Origin of the sequence: Eubacterium sp. AM05-23 (genome assembly GCF_003477535.1) — a bacterium.
In the GTDB taxonomy this organism is placed as follows: domain Bacteria; phylum Bacillota; class Clostridia; order Eubacteriales; family Eubacteriaceae; genus Eubacterium; species Eubacterium maltosivorans.
This window is the reverse complement of sequence record NZ_QUDF01000022.1, coordinates 30,188-50,782: the sequence shown is the minus strand read 5'-3', so window position 1 is coordinate 50,782 and position 20,595 is coordinate 30,188. Positions and strand designations below refer to the sequence as shown.

17 protein-coding genes and 2 riboswitches are annotated in these 20,595 nt (G+C 42.9%); of the genes, 14 read left to right on the top strand and 3 right to left on the bottom strand.

Going from position 1 to position 20,595, the window contains the following annotated elements; genetic code table 11:
• The 4 genes from DW091_RS19580 to DW091_RS19565 all read left to right on the top strand — a co-directional run.
• Positions 1–602: ABC transporter ATP-binding protein (locus DW091_RS19580; protein ID WP_147365315.1), on the top strand; the 602-nt coding region annotated here is incomplete at its 5' end.
• On the top strand, positions 581–1,459 hold the full coding sequence (locus tag DW091_RS19575; protein ID WP_224168853.1) for an ECF transporter S component: 879 nt from the start codon (positions 581–583) through the stop codon (positions 1,457–1,459). The genes DW091_RS19580 and DW091_RS19575, both read left to right, overlap by 22 nt.
• Before the next feature lie 31 nt (positions 1,460–1,490).
• Complete coding sequence (locus DW091_RS19570) at positions 1,491–2,489, top strand: leucine-rich repeat domain-containing protein (RefSeq protein ID WP_118519078.1); 999 nt, start codon at positions 1,491–1,493, stop codon at positions 2,487–2,489.
• Positions 2,490–2,543: 54 nt separating this feature from the next.
• Positions 2,544–3,287: a hypothetical protein gene (locus tag DW091_RS19565; protein WP_118519077.1), complete on the top strand. Its 744-nt coding sequence runs from the start codon at positions 2,544–2,546 to the stop codon at positions 3,285–3,287.
• A 4-nt stretch (positions 3,288–3,291) separates the two neighbouring features.
• Here the strand turns inward: DW091_RS19565 and DW091_RS19560 are convergent, their stop codons facing one another.
• The gene (locus tag DW091_RS19560) at positions 3,292–4,158 is read right to left on the bottom strand and encodes an AraC family transcriptional regulator (protein WP_118519076.1); all 867 of its coding nucleotides are present in this window, start codon (positions 4,156–4,158) and stop codon (positions 3,292–3,294) included.
• Positions 4,159–4,267: 109 nt separating this feature from the next.
• Here DW091_RS19560 and DW091_RS19555 point away from each other — a divergent pair, with 109 nt between their 5' ends.
• Together DW091_RS19555 and DW091_RS19550 are read left to right on the top strand one after the other, a co-directional pair.
• Positions 4,268–4,687, top strand: coding sequence for a hypothetical protein (locus DW091_RS19555; protein WP_118519075.1), 420 nt, complete (start codon positions 4,268–4,270; stop codon positions 4,685–4,687).
• 36 nt (positions 4,688–4,723) lie between these two features.
• Complete coding sequence (locus tag DW091_RS19550) at positions 4,724–5,125, top strand: hypothetical protein (protein ID WP_118519074.1); 402 nt, start codon at positions 4,724–4,726, stop codon at positions 5,123–5,125.
• Between the two features lie 111 nt (positions 5,126–5,236).
• Here the strand turns inward: DW091_RS19550 and DW091_RS19545 are convergent, their stop codons facing one another.
• Entirely contained in the window at positions 5,237–5,557 is a 321-nt protein-coding gene (locus DW091_RS19545) for an energy-coupling factor ABC transporter substrate-binding protein (protein WP_118519073.1), read from the bottom strand.
• A 1-nt stretch (position 5,558) separates the two neighbouring features.
• A complete protein-coding gene (locus DW091_RS19540) occupies positions 5,559–6,311 on the bottom strand; it encodes an energy-coupling factor ABC transporter permease (RefSeq protein WP_118519072.1) in 753 nt (250 codons plus the stop codon).
• A gap of 158 nt (positions 6,312–6,469) precedes the next feature.
• Positions 6,470–6,599, bottom strand: a riboswitch (cobalamin riboswitch).
• Positions 6,600–7,008: 409 nt separating this feature from the next.
• Here DW091_RS19540 and DW091_RS19535 point away from each other — a divergent pair.
• The 8 genes from DW091_RS19535 (at position 7,009) to DW091_RS19500 (ending at position 20,492) form a co-directional block, all read left to right on the top strand.
• A complete protein-coding gene (locus DW091_RS19535) occupies positions 7,009–7,833 on the top strand; it encodes a leucine-rich repeat domain-containing protein (protein WP_118519071.1) in 825 nt (274 codons plus the stop codon).
• Positions 7,834–7,889: 56 nt separating this feature from the next.
• Positions 7,890–8,052: riboswitch (cobalamin riboswitch) on the top strand.
• A gap of 114 nt (positions 8,053–8,166) precedes the next feature.
• Positions 8,167–8,853 carry a TetR/AcrR family transcriptional regulator gene (locus tag DW091_RS19530; RefSeq protein WP_158577954.1) on the top strand — a complete coding sequence of 229 codons (687 nt, stop codon included), beginning with the start codon at positions 8,167–8,169 and terminating at the stop codon, positions 8,851–8,853.
• Positions 8,854–9,027: 174 nt separating this feature from the next.
• Positions 9,028–9,759, top strand: coding sequence for a LytTR family DNA-binding domain-containing protein (locus DW091_RS19525; RefSeq protein WP_158577953.1), 732 nt, complete (start codon positions 9,028–9,030; stop codon positions 9,757–9,759).
• Between the two features lie 432 nt (positions 9,760–10,191).
• Entirely contained in the window at positions 10,192–11,352 is a 1,161-nt protein-coding gene (locus DW091_RS19520; protein WP_118519068.1) for a site-specific integrase, read from the top strand.
• A gap of 534 nt (positions 11,353–11,886) precedes the next feature.
• The gene (locus tag DW091_RS19515; protein ID WP_158577952.1) at positions 11,887–12,528 is read left to right on the top strand and encodes a CpXC domain-containing protein; all 642 of its coding nucleotides are present in this window, start codon (positions 11,887–11,889) and stop codon (positions 12,526–12,528) included.
• Positions 12,529–12,834: 306 nt separating this feature from the next.
• The gene (locus tag DW091_RS19510) at positions 12,835–13,614 is read left to right on the top strand and encodes a hypothetical protein (RefSeq protein WP_118519066.1); all 780 of its coding nucleotides are present in this window, start codon (positions 12,835–12,837) and stop codon (positions 13,612–13,614) included.
• An 89-nt stretch (positions 13,615–13,703) separates the two neighbouring features.
• A complete protein-coding gene (locus DW091_RS19505; RefSeq protein WP_118519065.1) occupies positions 13,704–17,273 on the top strand; it encodes an FIVAR domain-containing protein in 3,570 nt (1,189 codons plus the stop codon).
• Between the two features lie 105 nt (positions 17,274–17,378).
• On the top strand, positions 17,379–20,492 hold the full coding sequence (locus DW091_RS19500) for a dockerin type I repeat-containing protein (protein WP_147365314.1): 3,114 nt from the start codon (positions 17,379–17,381) through the stop codon (positions 20,490–20,492).
• Positions 20,493–20,595: the final 103 nt, after the last annotated feature.

Below are 20,595 nucleotides of genomic sequence, written 5' to 3'. Positions count from 1 at the left end.
TTATACCACGATTTTGGGGATTTAGGTGGACTTTTGACACAAACTCTCCCCAAAATCCGCAGAGCCTGTTTGTCAAAAAGACCGTAGAGCTGGACTTATACGAGATGATCGGCGGTTCAAAAGAAAAGAAAAACGCCGAGTATGACAGTGATATGAAGAAAAGGACAGCCGTTGAGGGCATGGCACAGCTGGTACACATTGACCACCTGATGTCTCAGCATCCCTATGACTTGTCCGGCGGTGAGCAGCAGCGCCTGGCGCTGGCAAAGATCATGCTGCTGCGGCCGCGCATCCTCCTAATGGATGAGCCGACCAAGGGACTGGATAACCATTTTAAACGGGAACTCGGCGATATTCTTAAAAAGCTCCAGGAGCATGGCGTGACCATTGTCATGGTTTCGCATGATGTTGAGTTTTGTGCGCTGTATGCAGACCGGTGCGGACTGTTTTTTGAGGGTAACATTGTGACAAGCAACACACCCCGAGCTTTTTTCTCAGGCAACAGCTTTTATACCACCTCGGCCAACCGGCTGTCGAGGCATTTGTTTAACAACGCCATTACTGTAAAGGATGTGATCTCTTGCTGTCAGATAAACTTTTAAACCAGTTTTTAGATGACTTTCTTGTTGGAAAACAAGAATCGGTGACGATCGAAAAAAAACAGTCCGTTCGTCCAGAAGCGGTAGACATCTGGGAGACAGAGGAAGAGGACGATGAGGCGTTTCAGGATATGCCCGCGGCGCCGCCGGCACACCACCGGTTAAGTAAACGGACCTGGGCGGCGATTTTTATGATTGTTGTCATGATTCCTTTAACCATCTGGTTTGGCATACAGTTTATGGGGGACCGCAAGTATTACTTTATCAGCATGATGATCATTGTTTATACCATTGTTCCCTTTGTTATGGTTTTTGAAGGGCGGAAGCCCCAGGCCAGGGAGTTGGTTATTCTGGCGGTTTTGTCGGCCATTGCTGTGGCTGGCCGGGCAGCGTTTTTCATGCTGCCGCAGTTTAAGCCTGTGGTGGCAGTTGTCATTATTACGGGCGTCTGCTTTGGCGCAGAATCAGGATTTCTGGTGGGCGCGGTCACAGGATTTGTCTCAAACTTTTTCTTTGGACAGGGGCCCTGGACGCCATGGCAGATGTTTGCCTTTGGCATTATAGGGTTTTTAGCGGGAATCTTGTTCAGAAAAGGACTATTGCGGACAACAAAGATGCCCTTGTGTGTGTTTGGGTTTCTATCAACGTTTTTTATCTATGGGATCATTATGGATACAGCATCAGTGTTTATGTTTCAGCCATCTTTATCGTGGAAAGTGTTGCTGCCCTTTTATATTTCGGGCGCGCCCTTTAATCTGATTCATGCAGGTGCAACGGTGTTTTTCCTGTTGGTGGCATCTAAGCCCTTGATTGAAAAGTTGGAACGGATTAAAAAGAAATATGGATTGATACAGCGGTAAAAAAGAAAAAAGGATAAGAGAAGGTAAAGAGATGAGCGACGAAGTATTAGGGGTAAAAAAAAGGAGAAAAGTACCGGATATTATTTTTAAAAGCAGTGTGGAAGAAAAAGAGCACTGCCAGCAAAAACAGATTGACAGGGTGCAGCGGGAAAAGGCAGGGCGCGTGCAGGCGGAACAAAATAAAGATTTGCCAAAAAACAGACTTAAAGGCTACCCGCATAAAGAGTTTGGGCGCAATGAGGCATATGCTTACCGCCAGAATAAAAAAGTGTTTATTCCAGAATCAGAGCATTTTACGCGGATAGGGGTAAGGACCTTTAAAAACAAAACTTATGCTGCGGAGATAGTAATACCGGAAGGCGTTACAGCCATTGGTGAAGAGGCTTTTATGGGCTGTACAGCGCTCAGGCGGGTTGTTCTGCCCGAAACCCTCGTATCTATCGGAACGGCGGCCTTTAGCGGCTGTACTAGTTTGAGAGAGATTGTCATCCCAGAAAACGTGACACGGATCGAGGAGAAAACCTTCAAGGATTGCAAAAAGCTCTCCAAAGCGGTATTGCCAGAAAATATGGTATACATTGGCAGAAAGGCTTTTTACAACTGTGAAATGCTCAGTAAAATCCAGTTCCCGGACAAATTGGTTGAGATTCAGGAGGGCGCTTTTATCCGCTGCAAGAGCTTGAAAAATCTTGAGCTGCCAAGAGGGCTGCGACACATTTTGGATGAAACCTTTATCGACTTAGCCATAGAGACATTAAATATTCCGCCAAATATCGAGAGTATTGGCATAAAATCCTTTTTCAGATGCCGGCATCTGACGCATGTGACCATTCCCGAAAATATTACATACATTGATGACTGGGTATTTCATGGCTGTAACCGGCTCAAGACCATCAAGATCCTTCATGATCCGGAGTTCATGGGAGAATGGCTGACTAACCGGAGCACCACGTTTCAGTGTATAAAGGGCTCAAAGGTGGATGAATACTGTGATCAGTTCGGTTATGAAAGAGAGTATGTTGAAGAATAATTAAAAAGCCATCTGCTGAGAGCATTCATTGCCTGAGAACAGGGAGGAATCGAGATGAAAAAGATTCGGTCGAGCACAATATGGTTAATGATATTGCTGTTTTTATTAGCGTTCACGGTTGGGCAAAGTCCGGAAGACTATGTAGGCACCTGGTACAGCGATCAGAACCCGGATTTGCCCTTGGTCATTGCAGAGGATGGTACCTATACCTCCGACGAATTGACAGACGGAACGTGGGAGGGACCGGAAAATTATAGCATACGGCTTAGAGGCAAGGAGCAGGACTATACCATGGAACATGCCAAAACAAGCTTTAGCAATGACGACTGGTCTTTTAGCGGCGATGCTTTGCGGTGCAGCAAAATAGATACCTGGTATTTCAGAATAAAGGAGACTGCAGAGCAATCTTATGATCTACGCCACCCGACCAAAGCAGTGGCTGCTGCAAAATGGATAAGAGGCTTCTGGACGACGCGGGAAAACGCACGCGAAACCTTTCATTTCAGAGAAGATAGTTCCTTTATTCTTATCTATAATGATGAACAAGGAAATCCGGAGACAGTTGGCGGCATCTACAACATTTTAGAAGGTGAGTCCCTTAACATTGAAAGAACTGAGTGGAACTTGAATCTTCAGCTAATGCCGGATACCGAAGCACCGCTTTCTGAACGGGCTATGGCTCTGACAGAAAGCGGAAACTGGCATATCAGCAAGCAAGATGACACATTGACCCTTACGAAAATGGGCGGAGTGTTAGGAGATGAAGTGACCTTTTACCAAAGTATCGCTAAAAATTAAAATGTTACCCTTCCTGAAAATTAAGATTTTCAGGATGACCGGGAAGGTGTTCAGACTGGCTTGGAACGGTCAGTGGGACGCTTGGATCAACCACCTCAAACTGGAGCTGGTCAATCCAGAGCGTACCGCTGCCGCAAAGCAGCGCGCCGATTGCAATGGAAGTGCTTTCCAGGGGAACATCGAGCACACAGGTATAACGGCACCAGCTGGATGTGCCATTAACCGGTCGATTATGCATGTTATCAAAGGCAGCGGTGCCTAAGGGGGTGTCTATTCTCAGCCAAAGCCCCGCATAGCCGTCCACAGAAAGTGTTTTTAAATAGCCGGAAAGGCGAACGCGTTTTCCAATATAATATCTGGCGCTGAAAAGCTGGGCGATGGCACAAAAATCACCAGCATTTATCTTTTCAGTGCCCGAGTTTAGGCGCGCTGACTGGGTCCCGGCGTTAAAGATCCTGTCATCGGACATCAGCTGGTATTTTTCCGGGGCACTGCCTGTGAGGGTCCACGCTTCAAAAGGGTTTGTTTCGCTCATAATTTTGTATCCTTTCGTTAAATCTTTCATCAGGAGGCGGTATTTTCCTGGTGGTAATCCATAAATTTTTTTAAATGAACGTGTAAACGCTTCCTGAGATTCAAAACAAAGCTCAAAGGCAATTCTTAAAATAGGGTAGTCGGTATGTCTTAACAGGGATGCGGCACTTGCCAGTCTGCGCCTGCGGATGTAATCCGATGGCGTTGTATCTGTTTCCCTGTGAAAGGAACGTAAAAAATAGTATTTTGAATACCCAAAATGTCGGGCTAGCACATCGAGCGTGAGGTCTTCATTCAGGTGCATTTCAATGTAAGTAAAAACAGCGTTTAGTTCCATAGGATTCCTCCTTGATTTTTATTATACGCTATTTACAGAGAAAAGTTTGATTTTTGTTGCCGTTTTTTAAAATATTGTCCGTTATGAAGAACGAAGGAGAGGTAAAAACATGGATAAGAAAAAAGATAAAGGCATGCGTTATATTATTTTGGCCATGGCATTGCTGGCGCTTTCTATCAATCTCTTCAGCATCTGGCTCCAGCGAAACGGGAGCCACTTCCTGGCCCCTGAACAGCTCAGCGGTATCGCTTATACCTTTGGCATTATACAGGTCTGTGGGCTGTTGGTGATGATTGCCGCTTTTGCTTATTATATTCTGTCAACCTATAAAGGATACTACGATTTAAAAAAAGTGAAAAATTATCTGATAATCGCCACTGGACTTGGCTGCGCAGTCGTTTTGATCCAGTGCTTTGTACCGCTCTACAGTCCGTACCGGGCATTTTTTACCTTTGTCAAAACAGTTGGATGGATTGGTATTCTGATCTCACTTTTGCAGGTTTTTTCAAACAGTAAGATCAGGAAATAAAGATTAAAATTTTAAAAATGGAATGGAGTCTGTGCCATGAAAAGAAGAGTGGATAACCATATTAAACTGATGTTATTTTTTATCGGCTATTTTGTATTAAAAGGAATCGACACTTACCTTTACAGCGGATCGCAAACTGAGGTGATCAATTGGCTTCATACTTTTTTATTCTGGGGCAGAGTCGCTTTGTTTTTAAGCCTTTTTGCCTGGCTCACATTTATTTGCTTTGAGTATAAACGTGATAAGTATAATCTTAAAAATGTACGTATCTACCTTATTATTTTGGTAACCGCGTTGCTCGTCGCTGTTATGCTGTATTTTCTTGCTCGTCCAGCCTTATATCTGAATAAGCCTGCATTAGCCATAACAGTGCTGTGTTGGATGACAGTAATCGCCATGCTGGTATGTTTAATTTTTAAAACGAAAAAAGAAGAATAGTCAATCAGACGTTCAATAGATAAAAAAGTCTTCCTATTTATATAGGGGGATAATTTAAAAAAATAAAACACGCTGTTTAGGCGTGTTTTATTTTTTGTATTCTTGTCAGTACTATAGCTCAGCTTCTTCTTTCCCCAGTTTCTTGCGTTCCACCATTCGGCCCATAAAGAAAGCCAGAATACCAACGCCGATACCAGTCTGAAGGCAGAAAATCAGAGATTCAACTTCGCCAGGCAGTTCCCCGTTGATCAGCGTTTCAAGAACAGGAGTAAACCAGGGTTCATATTCACCTCCCTGAATTTCCTCGATCATGGTGCTGCCCGCATCGTCAGAACCGCCAAATTCAGCGCCCTGAAGGGCAAAAAGCGGTACAACCACCAATAAAGCAACAATAACAAGAAGAATGATAACCGTTTTTTTATTTTTGCTCATTTTACACTTCCTCCGATGCTAAGAAGCCAATGGACTTGAGTTCCGGGCTTGCGTAGGTTTCCAATGCGATAACGATAATAACCGTTAAAATCCCTTCGATAATGGCAAGCGGCAGCTGCGTGGGAGCAAAAACCCCCAGGAATTTAACAGCAGAAGCTGCCACGCCGCCCTGCTCGGACGGGTAAGCCATCGCCAGTTGAATGCTGGTAACACAGTAGGTAAATAAATCCCCAAGAGCAGCGGCCAGGAAAATGCCGACCTTGCGGTTAACCTTGATCTTCTGACAGAGCTTATAAATTCCAAAAGATACAAACGGACCGGCAATTGCCATTGAAAAAGTGTTAGCGCCAAGGGTAGTCAAACCACCGTGAGCCAGCAGAATGGCCTGGAATAATAATACAATAATGCCTAAAATACTAACCGCACTTGGTTCAAATAAAATCGCGCCAAGCCCCGTACCTGTCATGTGTGAACAGCTGCCCGTTACAGATGGAATCTTCAGTGAAGAAATAACGAAAATGAATGCGCCGGCCATGGCCAGAAGTGTAATGGATCTTCTGTTGCCCGTCAGGGTTTTTTTGATCGAGAAAAAACCAGCAGCTAAAAAGGGCAGACAGATAACTCCCCAGGCAATGCAGTACCCCACAGGAAGATAACCTTCCATAATGTGCATTGCGTTTGCGGCGGGTACAATCCCAAATACAAGCGCCCAGGCGCCAAGCAGTGTGACAAACCTTCTTTGATTCTTTGTCATTTTTACCTCCTCGATAAATGAATTTTTACATTGGCTGTGATTCAATAAACTAAAAAAGTATAAAAAAACCGCTTACCGGGCAGATAAGCGGTGAAAGTACGAAATAAAATAAAATCCTGTGATTTCGTCCAAACACTTAGTTATCTCCTCGTAACCAAATGTAATACAGTTTTAATGATCAGCATCCTGACTTGACATACGTCTTACAGTGGCGGGACCGTTTGGGATTTTCACCCAATTCTGCTTAAACCATCGATTATGATGGAAATCATTAAAAATGTGCCGGAGAACCGACTACATTTCTAATTATAGCACCCTTTTTTGTAATGTCAATAGCGTAAAGTTGAATTTTTAGAAAAAATATTAGATATAGATATACACATGCCCCCTATATGTATATTACCTGTGCGCTGCGATAAATATAAGGTAAAAAATATGAATATCCTTAAAAGCTTTTTGATTATTTGACAAAATCGTAAAAATGGACTACAATAGGTTCTGTTGTTGGATTTTATAGCTTCAAAAGTATAAAAAATGCATTTGAATAAATATAGAAACTATAGGTATAGAAAAAGCATGATATCTATAAAATTGAAATAAAATCATTTTAATGAAGGTGCAATTAGTTATAGTTATATAGCGGCGTTTTTCGTACGATAAATGAACTTATTTTAAATGGAGAATTTTGGAGGTAAAAATGAGTGAGAGTGCAAAAAGGATAGAGGCCTTTTCAAAAAAGAATCTGCCAAAGGCAACAGTGAAGTACGCTGACATTCCTGAAGGTGTTGAGCGGATCAGCGTCAATGCGTTTAAAAATCTGACCAAGTTGCAAAGAGTTAAAGTAGCCGGTTCTGTTAAGGAAATATGCGGTCATGCCTTTGAAGGATGCACCATGCTTTCGTCCATCAACCTGCCTTCCGGCCTCAAGCTTTTGGGAGAAGCCGCTTTTATGGAATGCCGAAGAATACAGGCTCTTGTGATTCCAGAGGGAGTAAAGGCCATAAAAGACCGCACCTTCAAATTTTGCCGTGGGCTGGAAAGGATAGAACTGCCAAAACAACTTACCAAAATTGGAGAAAACGCCTTTTACAACTGCGATAAACTCACACATATTGAGATTCCCACTGCCATCGAAAAGCTACCCTTCAGGACCTTCTACATGTGTAAAAGCTTAGAATCCATCCGATTTTCAGAAAACTTAAAATATATCGGCAAGGAAGCCTTTGTAAACTGCAGCTTTCAGCAGCTTGATCTGCCAGTGGGTTTGGAGGTGATCGACGAATCCGGATTTCTAAAATGTAAAAAGCTGACAGCCCTCAAGATACCAGAAACAGTAAAAGTTATTGGTAAATGGGCCTTTCACGGATGTCCCAATTTAAAGGATGTCGAGATAAAACACGATCCCGAAGAAGTGGGCGAGTGGCTCTTTAACCGGAACGACGTGACGGTGCATTGCTATGAGGGATCTAGGATAGACCGCTATTGCAAGATATACGATTATAAGGTCAATTATATTCAGTAGAAATTCCTGGTAAATCTTGACAAAAACCATCAAAAAAGCTATGATGAAAACAATTAAATATAGAATCTATCCTGTGTTATGGGAAAAGGGTGAGATGCCCTTGCTGTAATCGCAGCTGTAATACAAAAAGCCTGTCCAGTAACCACTGCCAGCATAGCGGGAAGGGGACAAGGATGATATTGTAAAGCCAGAAGACCAGCACAGTGATAAGTTCTTAAAGCTCCGATTTAGAGTGATAAGACAAATAAAAAGTATTTAATGCTTTGTTTTTCCTTCTCTGAATCAGAGAAGGTTTTTTTTGGTAGCAGCGCAAGAAAAAAGGAGTTGACAAATATGGAGTTAAAACTCGAATGTGAAGTACCGCAAAGAAAAAAAGAGCGGACTAAAAAAGGGATACAGACGCAGAAGAATATCATGAGCCAGGCAAAAGAGTTGTTTTACACCCAGGGTTATAACAATACAGGCATGGTAGACATTGCAAATAACTCAGAGGTAGGCCTTGGAACCCTCACCTACTATTTTAACAAGAAAGAAGACATTGTCGATGAGATCATTAACACCTACTTCATGCAGCTGTATGACTTTGTCGGAGAAAACTCAGAAAAAGCAAAGATGCAGTATGTCAAATATTGTACCGCGATGATCCTCTTTTATGCTGGCATTGTGGAGGACCCGCATGTTATGAAATTTTATTATGAAATTACACGGCGTGACTGTAATAAAAAGAAACGGATGATGGTTTTAAAGCTGTTTAACCGTTCCGTGTTGGAATACTTTAATAAAAGCTATACCGAAGAGGATATGGAAGTTTACACTCTGGCGTTTTACGGCGCTCAAAAAGAAATTTTTATCCGTTATTACGAGCGGGAGCTGCCCTTCAAATCCAAAAAGCTGGTGAAAGCAATTGTTTACCACATGTTCCGGCTTCTTGATATCAGCAACGACACCCTGAAAAATACCATGAAGGATGGATTTGTCTTTCTTGAGGAATACCGGGAAATACTGCCGAAAGTTTTATAAAATAGAATCAGCTGCCAAACAGGGCATTGTCAGAGCAATGAGAATAGGAACCTTATGTTGCTATGAAACTTCTTAAAAGTTTAAGTTTTATGGATAGGGTTCTTTTTTATATGGCTGTAATCTGATGGTTAAAAGAATAAGCAGCAAAAATATATTTTAAAAAGGATGAGAGGCGTGATTCGAATTGCATTTTACGAAAGAGATTCTAAAATACTGCAGGAGCTCGGGCAAATAGCCAGACAATGTCTGGAAGCAATGGATAAAACCTATCTGAGCTTTTGGTATCAGGATAAAAGACAGATAACAGAGAGCACTTCCGGTAGCTATGACATTATCTTTTTCGACATTGAAAAAAACCGGAAAAAAGAAGCAAAAATAATGGAAAAATTCAGGGAGAACGACAAAACAACAGAAATCATCTATCTGGTTGACGCCGATTATTACAATGGCTGTCTGAGAGCGTTTGCCGTAACACGTCCCTTTGGATACATCGAAAAACCAGTAACATACAGTAAGCTTCACAAAGAATTGACCGCCTTTTTTGATTACAGGCAAGATGCCCCGTATAACCTCAGACAGCCAAACATGCTGTTTAAAACAGTGGACGGCATAAAAATGCTTCAAAACGATCAGGTATTTTATATAAAGTCCGATGACCGGATCAATTTTGTGGTGACAGACCAGGAGGTCTTTACCATTGATGAGAGCATCAAGCAGGTTTATGAGCGTTATCAAAATCTGGGACTCGAAATCTGCCACCGGAGCTATCTCGTCAATTTGACCAAAATTAAAAACATTAAAGGCAATAAAATATTCCTAACCTCAAAAACAAATATCCCTCTGGCCCAGAAAAGAGCGAAAGCCTTTAAAAAGAAATATGCCGACTATTTGAGCCAGTACATCTAATTAAGGAAAAGCCTACTTTTTTCAAAAAAATCTTACTTTTGTATTTTTAGCTACTCAAATAAATATTTCTGCTATATACTTAAACCACTAGAATAAGAAGATTAAAAAGTGATAATTAAAAGCAGTTGATCAAAAGGGTGTTGCATTTTATTCACAAAAACAAAAAATAAAAAAGATACTCAGAGAGCATCTTTTAAAGTTAAAGGGAAATTCATCAAATTCAAGCTTTGATGAAACGCTTTGGTTGATACAATTTGTTGTCATCTCGTTTACAAGTCTTATTCTAGCATTATTATTTATTTTTTGCAACCACTTTTTTTGAACTTTTTTAAATGCAGTTGCTGAAAGTACCGTTTTCAGGGCTTTTCCAGTGTTTTTTATTCTTAAATTTGTCAAACGAATGGTCATATTTTTATTTAAGGAGAAGTGAAAATGTATATTTACAAAAGAAAAGACAATCGCTATGAAGGGCGATATGATGATCCGTTTAGTAAGTCGAAAAATGGAAAATCTTCGGTCTATGGTAAGACTTACAGGGAAACAAAGAAGAAACTTTTAGAGGCTCAGGCCAATGTTACCAGACGCTGCTCGCAGAGCAGCAAAAATGATGATGTCAACGGGTTTTTGAGCCAATGGCTAAATAATGATGTTTTGATTAGTGTAAAGGCATCGACCTTTGACACTTATCTTTACTATTTTCATAAGCATGTTCAGCCTTACTTTACAGGGATGCACCTGAATGAGCTGGACCGGAATAAAATACAGGATTTTTGCAATTACCTTTACCGCGAGGGGCGTCTGGATAAGCAAGGCGGACTGGGCGCTGGTACCGTGAAGGATATTTACGGTTTTCTGAACCGGGCTTTTTTGCAGGCTATGAAAGATGAGCTCTTGGTAAAAAATCCCTGTGAAGACGTAAAGCTGCCTTTAAACTATATTCACCTTGAAATTTTCACTGTTTCTGAGCAGCAGCGGCTGATTCGTTACTTAAACAGCAGTGATGAAGCCTATAAGACAGGCATATACCTTGCCCTTTACGCGGGTCTGCGGATTGGGGAGATCTGTGGTTTAAAATGGGGTGATCTGGATTTGGATGAGGGCCTGATCTTTGTCAAAAGAAGTATTCGAAGAATCAACAACCGTTTTCCTTCAGAAATGACAAAAACAGAAATGAAAACGGAGGTTCCGAAATCGCTTCACTCCATACGTAGTTTTTATCTGCCTGAGGACTTACTTCTACATTTGAGGGGAATAAAGAAAAAGTTACCTGAAAGTGAAACTGCCGACCACCGTTTTGTTTTAACTGGACGCAATGGCAAATATCTGGATCCCAGAACCTTATACGCGCATTACAAAAAAGTATTAGTAAAAAGCCAGCTTCCTGATCTGCCCTTTCACGCGCTGCGCCACACATTTGCTACCAGGGCTCAGGAGCGTGGGGTTGACCTGAGCACGCTGAGCCAGATATTAGGGCATAATGATCCGGCCTTTACCGTCCGGCGGTATGGACACACCACGAAAGAAAATCAGAAGGCGCAAATTAAGAAACTGAACGATGGTTTTATCCATACTGGCGGAAAAAGCATTGCCTGACCGTCAAAATAATGGTCAAGAATATCAAGATCCCTCTAAAAAAGCAGGATTAAAACTTTGTTCATCAAAGCTTGAATTTGATGAATAGTAAAAGTGTCATCCGGTTTACAGCTTTTGTATAACAACTGTATTGAATTGCAGCTTGATCGCCATTTGAGGTTATTAAGCAGCTAGGGTATTTTAACAGAGAATCATTATTTATTCCTTAAAAGATACCTGAGGGAAGTGGGTGTGAATCCCAGTACAGAGCCGCTGTCGTGATGCTTGCCGGAAACCACCGGTACAGACGAGTCGGAAACCTGTTCTTTACAGTCTTGATGTAGTAATTTCTCGTCACTAGGGTTACGCATCGAAAACATAGACGCTCTACGGCTATTCTGGGGCTTCTATCACAGATATTCAAAATCAAAGACATTGTAGCGATCAAAACAGCGATTGTTTTGGTGGTGTATGGTTTATTTGAATTGGATTTCTATGATAGGAGCCCCTTTTTGTATACAAAATTTTGACAGGAAACAGAGAGGAGGCCAGATCATGGCCAAAACAAAAACCATTACCATCGAGTGTCCAAAGTGTCACGAAGCCTTTGAAATTAAGGGTTATGACACCATAAACGCCAGTCTGGATGAGGCGCTGAAAGACAAGCTCATCAAAACCGAGCTGTTTAAGCACACCTGTCCGGAGTGTAGCGAGACTTTTTCAGAGCCATACTCGCTCAGGTACCAGGACATGGAAAAAGAGTATATGCTGATTTTGGATATGGGCGGCCTGGATACAGAGGCCGAAGCGGCGGAGGTTTTGGAGATGTTTCCAAATTACCGGATCCGCATTGTGAAGGATGTGATGGACTTTCTGGAAAAGATTCATATTTTCGAGTCCAACCTGAATGACAAGATCATCACCTATCTGGATTATAAAATATATGAGGACGTGTCCAAAAAGCTGAAGGCAGAAAACTCTCCCATCGCCATTGATAAGGTGCTGTTTGGAAGCTTTGAGTTCCAGAAGAAAAAAGTGGTGTTCGGGGCGCTCAACAATGCCGGAAAGCAGATTTTTATCGATACCCCCTTTGCCGACTACAAAGCTCTGGCCAATTCACCCAGGCTGGTGCCTTGCTTTAAGGAGAGAGCGGGCGAGTATGTGATCGATAAAGCCTGGGCGGAAGCGCTGGCGTAACAAAGCCTATAACGCCGGTTCCAAAGTGGAATGCGGCGGGTTAGATAGATAATAATATTTTTAATATTATGCTGTGAGAATGAGAAAGGAAGTGAGCTTTATCGAAGAAGGTAAAAGTGTGAAGGAGGCGCCTGTCCGCCGTTAAAAGGGCAGGAAAAAGGACCGCTGGAAGGCCTAATTTCCAAACGGTCCCGTGGAGTCTGATATTTCCATATAGACTCCATAATTATATCTCATTTTCGACCAAAGGGCAATCTCTTTATGGAAAGCCCGATTCAAAAATAAATTTTAAAGGAGATTTTAATTATGGCATTCGCAAAATCAGCAAAAAGAGGTTTGGCAATTTTAGGTTCAGCAACAATGATGGTAGCTTTCGCCGCGCCGACATTCGCAGCGCCGGCACAGGCGGCAGACGCATCAAACAATACGTATTATGTACAGGTGGACGCTAATCTGTTAAATCAGATTAAAGGTACAGCTGGACAGAATATCCTTTATGGTCCGACAAAAGTTACCGCAGCAGACGTACAAACAGCAACGGGTAAAGCTCCAGAAGCACAGACAGTTCTGGATGTTTTGAAAACTGCTTGTGGCGCAAACAATGTTATTTCTGGTAGCTGGGGTGCTTCAGGAAGCTTTTTAACAGGTTTTAATAAAACAGGTTTAAACAAGCCTGCCTCAATTTCACAGGCCGAATATACAGCTAAGGGACATGGCGCAACAGATGTTATGTTTGATTATAATGTCAATGATGGTGCAGCGGGCTCTTTATCCACTGCTGAGTATGCTGGTACTGCTGGCTGGATGTTCTCTGTAAACAACGAATCTGCTCCTTCTGTTTCACCTTATTATTACTCAGTAGACGATTTAGTTTCTGATACCAGCAAAGGTTACGGTGATCAGGCAGTTATCCGCTTTGAATACTCATTAAGCGGTGGCGCAGATATCGGTTTAACAGACAGCTGGGTTCCAAATTCAGTTAACGCTGATGGTTCTTACAATTGGAACGATACCCTGCAGATTGTCAAGGAAAGCGGTCGTGTGGATATGACACAGTCAATCCGAGACGCGGCAAACGCACAATAAGAACAGTGTAGATAAATAGATTAAGAAATAAGGGGAGACGCTCCTTATTTCTTGTTTGCTTTTTAAAGCCACTAGAACGGAGGAAAGAGATGATTCAGCAAACGAAACACTATCTACAAAGATGCTTAGTTCTTTTGCTGGTGGTAACGGTCGGTTTAGCGAGTGTTTTTTCAAACTCGGCCCTTGCTACAGGTAATGACAATCAAGAGGCAATAACGACATCTAATACTTTTGATGAAACTAAAGATAAAGAAACAATACTTATAAGCACAGCGGAAGACTTTATTGCCCTGCGAAACTATGTGGCAAGTGGTGAAATTCAAGATGACCAGTCCAAAGGTGTGGCCGGAGGAAAAGCACGTAGCGCCAAGCTGATGGCAGACATTGATCTTTCAGACATTGATTTTACAGAGACAATGACACCCAGCAGTTCATGGGACGTCAGCTTTGATGGTGGTGGTCATACAATTACTGGGTTTAGCGGAAACACCTATGGATTGTTTGGACAAAGTTTAGCAGTTGGATATAACTACAATAGTGATGGCACAAAAGAAAAGGTCAAAACAACTATTACAAATTTGCATGTAGATGGAAATATTGATACTGGTTCAGAAAAATTGACGGAAGAATCAACCTATAATTATGGTTTGTTTGCGAATAACCTTATAGGTGGAGTGATGGATCTTGCGTATTGTGAGATTAGTAATTGCGTTGTAACGGGTAACATAAATATCGAAATACCCTCGGATAGAACTATAGGTGTTAATGTTGGTGGAATGTTCTATACCGGGCCAGGAACAAATGCTAATTCAAAGGTGCCAATTAAAAATTGTTTAGTTGATGTGGACATTGCTGTTATTAATCATTCTGAAGCGCCAGTTGCGATATATGGCGTTGCCAGAAGTGCTGCGATGGATCATTGCATATCCCTATCTTCAGTAAATATTTCTGGAGAAGGCAGCAGCAACATTCTAGCCTATGGTATGTGCACTGCGCCTAAATATAATAAATTATCTCCACAGGCGTTTTTTAATAAAGATGCAACTAATGCTGATTCTTGGAGCGATGATCTTAGTTATTATGACAATGGGAAAACCTCAGAGGAACTGAAAAAAGCCACTACCTATGATGAAAGCTGGGATACAAATGTTTGGACAATAACGGATGGTAAATATCCGGTACTTAAAACTTTCGGTGCTGAGAGTACCCCGGATATCAGCGAGCTGGAGAGCGTTTTAAAAGAAGCTAAAGCTATTACAAACGACGATAAACGTTACACGGACAGCAGTTATCAAACACTACAGAATGCGATAAAAACAGTGGAGGATGCAATCAGTAATCTGTCCACAGCAGATTTACTACTGAAGGATTTTGTTTTAACGCAGACCTCTCTTTTAAAAAATGCAACCAATAACCTGATCGCTCAGGGTCCATGGGCAGAAGCGGTGGAAAATTTAGACGCAGCTCTGCAGGCGGCTAATGAAGTACCACAAGACATTGTCTATACAACAAGCAGCCAGACAAGCTTTGATAATGCCTTTAGCATTGCCAAGGCGTTGGATAAAGACAAATCTGACGCTGAAAAAATAAAAACAGTGGCAGACAGCTTGCAGGAAGCTATAAAACACTTGACTGAAAACGCAGATACCACAAAATATTATTCGGTCAAGGATAAAGCGCTTAGTATAACAAACCAGGACTATATCTATACAAGCGACAGCTGGGAAAAATACAAGCCTGTTTATAAGGTTTATAGTTCATTAAAACCTAAAGACACACCAAAAGAAGAACAAAGAAAGCTTGACGATGCGGCGGACAATCTGGCGGAGGCCTACACCTGGCTGGTCAAAAACGCGGATTTCACCGCCATGAGAGCGGCCATCATAGATGCCGGAATGCAGGATGAAGAGGACTACACACCCGCCACCTGGGAAGCTCAGAAAAAAGCGCTGGATGCAGCAAACCAGTTTGATCAGAAAAACACACCGGACCTTGATCAGGAAGAGGTTAATAGGGCTACCAAAGCCCTTGAAACAGCTACCGCCAAACTGGTGTTAAAGACAGACTGGGAAGCTCTGCAGACCGCGTTAAAGAATGCCGCGGCTGTTGAAGCTCAAGAGAAAGCTTACACAAGCAATAGCTGGACGCCCTTTAAAACCGCTTTGGATACTGCAAAGGGCATTGAGGAAACCAATACGACCACCCAGGCAGTTGCCGACGCGGCAAAAGCATTGAACGGTGCCCAGGCAGCGCTGGTCAAAAAAGCCGATAGCACTGCGCTGAACAGCGCCATCGCCGAGGCGGATAAGCTGAAGGAAGCGGACTATACCAGCGCGAGCTGGTCAGCCTTTGCTGAGGCCCTGGCAAACGCTAAGGCTGTGGATCAGAACAACGCCACCCAGACGGCAGTGGACGCGGCCAGGGATGGTTTAGAACTGGCACAGAGCAAGCTTATCGAAAAGACAAGCTTTGCAGGCCTGAATGAAGCCATCCAGGCGGCCGAAGCCTTAAAGGAAACCGATTATACCAAGGATTCCTGGAAAACGGCCGATGTGGCAGCTGCTCTGGCAGAAGCCAAAGCCATCGAGCAGGATCCGGAAAACACACCGCAGGCCGATGTGGACGCCGCGGTACAGAAGCTGACAGACGCCATGGAACAGCTGGTTAAAAAGGGTGATCCCAAAGCCCTGGATGAAGCCATTAAAACGGCCGAAGCCCTGAAAGCAGAGGACTACACCGCCAGCACCTGGGCGGCCCTGCAGGCAGCTCTGACAGAGGCCAATGCCCTGGACCGCGGCAACGCAGATCAGGCAGCTGTCAACACCCAGACCGAAAAGCTGGTAGCCGCCATGGACGCACTGGTCATGGCAGCCGACAAAGCGGCTCTGGCCGAGGCCTGTGCCGCGGCTGAGGCAAAGGACAGCGGGATCTATACCCAGGCCTCCTACGAGCCCCTCCAGACAGCCCTGGCAGAAGCCAGAAAAGTCCTGGACAACGGCGACGCCGCCCAGCAGGAAGTGGACAAGGCTCTGGAAGGCTTGAACAAAGCCCTGGCAGGCCTGATCAAAATTGAAAAGGCCGAAGCGGAGGGCTATCAGGTCACCGCTGAAATTCCAGAAAACGCAGAGCTGAGCATCACAAAACAGGATGAACAGAAAGCCGAAGCTGCGCAGAAGAACATCCGTAAAGATTACAAGGATGCTGAGCTTCTGGCGCTTTTCGACATCAACCTGGGAGACTACCAGCTGGGTAAGGGCGAGAGCGTGAAAATCACCATCGCACTGCCGGAAGCCGCCTGGGGCTATGACAGCTACAAGGTCTACCATGAAAAGGAAGATGGCAGTTTCGAGTACCTCGATGTGGTGTATGATGCCGAGAGCCATACCCTTACCTTTACAGTGAGCAGCTTTTCCGATTTTGGCATCGTTGGCTTTAAGAATGCCAGCGACGACAAGCCGGATGAAAACAGCGGCTCAAACAATAACGGCGCAGGCCAAAACAGCAGCCAGAATAGCAGCGGCACAGCAAAAGGCAGCGGCGCAAGCGTTGGCACAGGCATCACAGCCGACAGCCCGAGCGCTGTCCTGGCAGCAGCCGCATTGGTGGCGGCAGCCGGACTGGTAGCCTTCGTGGTTTACCGCAGAAAGACAACTAAATAACCTCGACTTTTAGAAAGCACTGGATTTTCTATCAGGTCACAACAGGCTCTCCCCAACAGGGAGAGCCTTAGGCGTAAATAAAAAAATAAATAAAATAAGGATAAAATGATGAAACTAAAAGAATGGAAGCGTATGCTGAGCCTGCTGCTGGTGCTGCTGCTTTTGGCAGGCAGTCTGCCTTTGTCCGCCCTGGCAGAGGAAATGCCCGAGGGTCTGCATCAGCTGGAGCGCATTGGAGACACCTATGCGGACGGGACCCTGCAGGAGGCGCAGACAGTAGCAGCTGAAACCACCAGCGAAAGGCCCGACGGCTCCTATGATCCAGAAGTTATTGACCAGATATACCGGGGCGGCGAGCCCTCCCTGACAAAGGACGAGGCCGGAAACTACCTGGTGCGGGACGTCGATGATCTCAATACCCTGAGAATGGATCTGGCAAAACATGTAGATTACAGTAACACCACAGTTATCATGACCAATGATATCGATGCCTCTGGTTTAATGCCTTACCCTGTTCACCGCCTCTATAGTGATGGAGATACCGCATTAAAAGACACGCAAGAATATGTTTATATATTTGATGGAACTTTTAATGGTATGGGTTATACCATTAAAAATTATACAGATAGTACTTCGGGTTTGTTTGATGTGTTGGGGAACAATTGTCAGATTGGCAATTTAACCATTGAGACTAAGCAACAGATTACAGAAGCGTCTGGATCTTTAAATTTACCAAATGATACAACTGGAAAGATAAACCGCTCTATTGGAATTATCGCAAATAATGTAATGGGCGCCTATATGACACGGTGTGCCACTAATGGTGATGTAAAAATCAACCTTGAAACAACAGCCAGTATTTCATGTGGGATGATTGGTTCAGGTTTCTCTTTAGGAAATTATTTTGGTACTGAAAGGGATAAATTTTTAGCGGAAAATTGTTATAGTACGGTTAGCTATGAAAAAAACGATACTTTTAAAAACATCACTTTAAATACGGTGTCTTCAGGTAATAGCGCAAACTGTTATTACGCGGGAAAAATTACTGGATTTTCTGTTGAAAAGAACCAAATGTTGTCGATTCCTTTCAACTCATATAGAACTAATACAGATTGTTATTATGACAAGATTGCGCTGGGATTAGAGGAGGAAAATATAAATTCTGGTGGAACCGGCGTTCGTTCCAGCGAGATGAAGAAAAAGAGCAATTTCAAAAATTGGGACTTTGATACGATATGGCAGATTGAAGAAGGAAAAAACTACCCAACGCTCAACAGGGAAAATACAAAATTAAAAGCCAGGATCGTTGCAGAACTTGAAATTCAACTGGAGCCAATGGTTATTGACTATAACAAAATAAGTGTAACCGGAGAACTTCCAGTATTAAGAACAAATGTTAAGGATATTGTTGTAAAGAATGCCGGCGATAATCCATATCATTTGAAGGTTGAATTTGACGCTGTAAAAAATGGAGCCGAATATGTAGGTGTCTTAGGTGAACATGCACAAGGTGTAGCACGTTTTAATGATAAAAACGACATTTCATTGTCATATGATCAAAATGATGAGGTTGATTATTTTCTTCCCACTAATCTGTTTGATAAAACAGCTTATACACAAGAGGGAAACGTAAAATATCAAACAGCTACAGCATGGGGTAGTTTGACAATTTCAGATAAAACCCCAGCGTTAACGGAAACTCGTAAACAGGAATTAAACGCAAAAATAGATGAAGCCTGTGAAATTTTATTTGAAGATGAAAAAATTTTTGGAAAAGGAGAAATAAGTGCACAAAAAGCTTATGATCCTTATTTGATATTTGCTTTGATACGTTCGGACTCAAAAAAAGTAAATGAAAATTTTTATGATGAGTATTATAAAAATATAATTCTAAAAAAATATGAGAATTATCGAAATTCCGGTAAAACAAACGGCTTTATCACAACCGATACCTGTAAAGACATTATGATGATTACAGCTATAGGATATGATCCACGCGATGTAGCAGGCTATAATTTAATAGATATTATAACTGATGCTGCTCTTTATGATGATAACAAGGCATATATGGCAAAGCCTACACGAGCTTTAGCTTATGGTTGCTATGATTTTGAAAATGATAATGGATACGATATTAAACAGGTTATCAATGATATGGCTGTTCAAAAAACTGATGCTACAGGTGTCGTTCAAAACGGAGATGCTAATGATGTCGCAGATATGTGGTCAATGTATATACAACCAATTTTTCAATACTACGACCCGAATGCAAAGCCGGGAGACGATTACTATGCAGTAAAGGTACGAATAGAGAATGAACTGCTTCCGAGATTTCAGCGATCACAAAGCTATATCGGCAGTTTTTGGGGCGGTTTCTGTTTAAGCCTTACTAGCGATAACAATCATTGGGATATTAGAAATGCATGGACAAATGCCCAAGCACAGATATGTTTGGGTATGGCAGGAATTACAGCGTTTGATTCTCGATTTGTTGTGGGTAATCAGACAATGTATGACAATATTATAAACCGAATTGATTATGAAAAACGGGTTGGAGAAGATACGCTAACATCCGGCATCGGCCCGGAACAGATCATCCGCGGCGTCACAGCCTTAAAACGCGCAGAAGCAGGGCAAACCGGCATCTACGACTGCCGTGACGTCAAGGGAACCGCCTATGTCAAAAACCTTATTGACAGCATGGACACCAGTGATAAAGAAGCTGTGGGCGCTGTGTGGAGCGCTTACCAGGCTTTGAGCGACGGCAAGAAGGCCAGCATGAACCAGGAGGATGTCAAGAAATTGACGGATGCTGTCAACGGCCAGGGTAAAGCCCTGCTCCAGACGCAGCTGGAAAAAGCCAACACCCTAAAGGAAACCGGCTATACCGAAGAAACCTGGAAACCCTTTGCGGAAGCCCGGGACAGCGCCAACACCGTATACGCCAATCCGAACACCACCGACGCAGAATGCCTGGCCGCTTACGCCAGCCTGAAGAACGCCATGGACGCGCTGGAAATGAGTTTTATTCTTGGTGATGTTAATGGTGACGGAGAAATCGATGGACTAGATGTTACATGGGCTATGCAGTACAATGTTGGATTCCGAGTTTTAAATGAAACGGCTATAAAGGCCGCAGATGTTAATTCGGATGGAATAGTAGATGGTTTAGATGTTACTTGGATTATGCAACATAACGTAGGCTTAAGAACATTTTGAAAGGTAAAAAAACAATGAAAAAAAGAAAATTCAGCAAACTAACAGCGATTTTCCTTAGTTTTTGTCTTGTCATGGCTTGTATTTCGCCGGTTTTTGCGGAAGA

Bases quoted from the DNA above. Each gene is read 5' to 3' on its own strand.
- DW091_RS19540 (WP_118519072.1), bottom strand. From the start codon at position 6,311: ATGACAAAGAATCAAAGAAGGTTTGTCACACTGCTTGGCGCCTGGGCG.
- DW091_RS19550 (WP_118519074.1), top strand. From the start codon at position 4,724: ATGAAAAGAAGAGTGGATAACCATATTAAACTGATGTTATTTTTTATC.
- DW091_RS19515 (WP_158577952.1), top strand. From the start codon at position 11,887: ATGGCCAAAACAAAAACCATTACCATCGAGTGTCCAAAGTGTCACGAA.
- DW091_RS19565 (WP_118519077.1), top strand. From the start codon at position 2,544: ATGAAAAAGATTCGGTCGAGCACAATATGGTTAATGATATTGCTGTTT.
- DW091_RS19555 (WP_118519075.1), top strand. From the start codon at position 4,268: ATGGATAAGAAAAAAGATAAAGGCATGCGTTATATTATTTTGGCCATG.
- DW091_RS19505 (WP_118519065.1), top strand. From the start codon at position 13,704: ATGATTCAGCAAACGAAACACTATCTACAAAGATGCTTAGTTCTTTTG.
- DW091_RS19570 (WP_118519078.1), top strand. From the start codon at position 1,491: ATGAGCGACGAAGTATTAGGGGTAAAAAAAAGGAGAAAAGTACCGGAT.
- DW091_RS19560 (WP_118519076.1), bottom strand. From the start codon at position 4,158: ATGGAACTAAACGCTGTTTTTACTTACATTGAAATGCACCTGAATGAA.
- DW091_RS19500 (WP_147365314.1), top strand. From the start codon at position 17,379: ATGATGAAACTAAAAGAATGGAAGCGTATGCTGAGCCTGCTGCTGGTG.
- DW091_RS19510 (WP_118519066.1), top strand. From the start codon at position 12,835: ATGGCATTCGCAAAATCAGCAAAAAGAGGTTTGGCAATTTTAGGTTCA.
- DW091_RS19535 (WP_118519071.1), top strand. From the start codon at position 7,009: ATGAGTGAGAGTGCAAAAAGGATAGAGGCCTTTTCAAAAAAGAATCTG.
- DW091_RS19545 (WP_118519073.1), bottom strand. From the start codon at position 5,557: ATGAGCAAAAATAAAAAAACGGTTATCATTCTTCTTGTTATTGTTGCT.
- DW091_RS19530 (WP_158577954.1), top strand. From the start codon at position 8,167: ATGGAGTTAAAACTCGAATGTGAAGTACCGCAAAGAAAAAAAGAGCGG.
- DW091_RS19520 (WP_118519068.1), top strand. From the start codon at position 10,192: ATGTATATTTACAAAAGAAAAGACAATCGCTATGAAGGGCGATATGAT.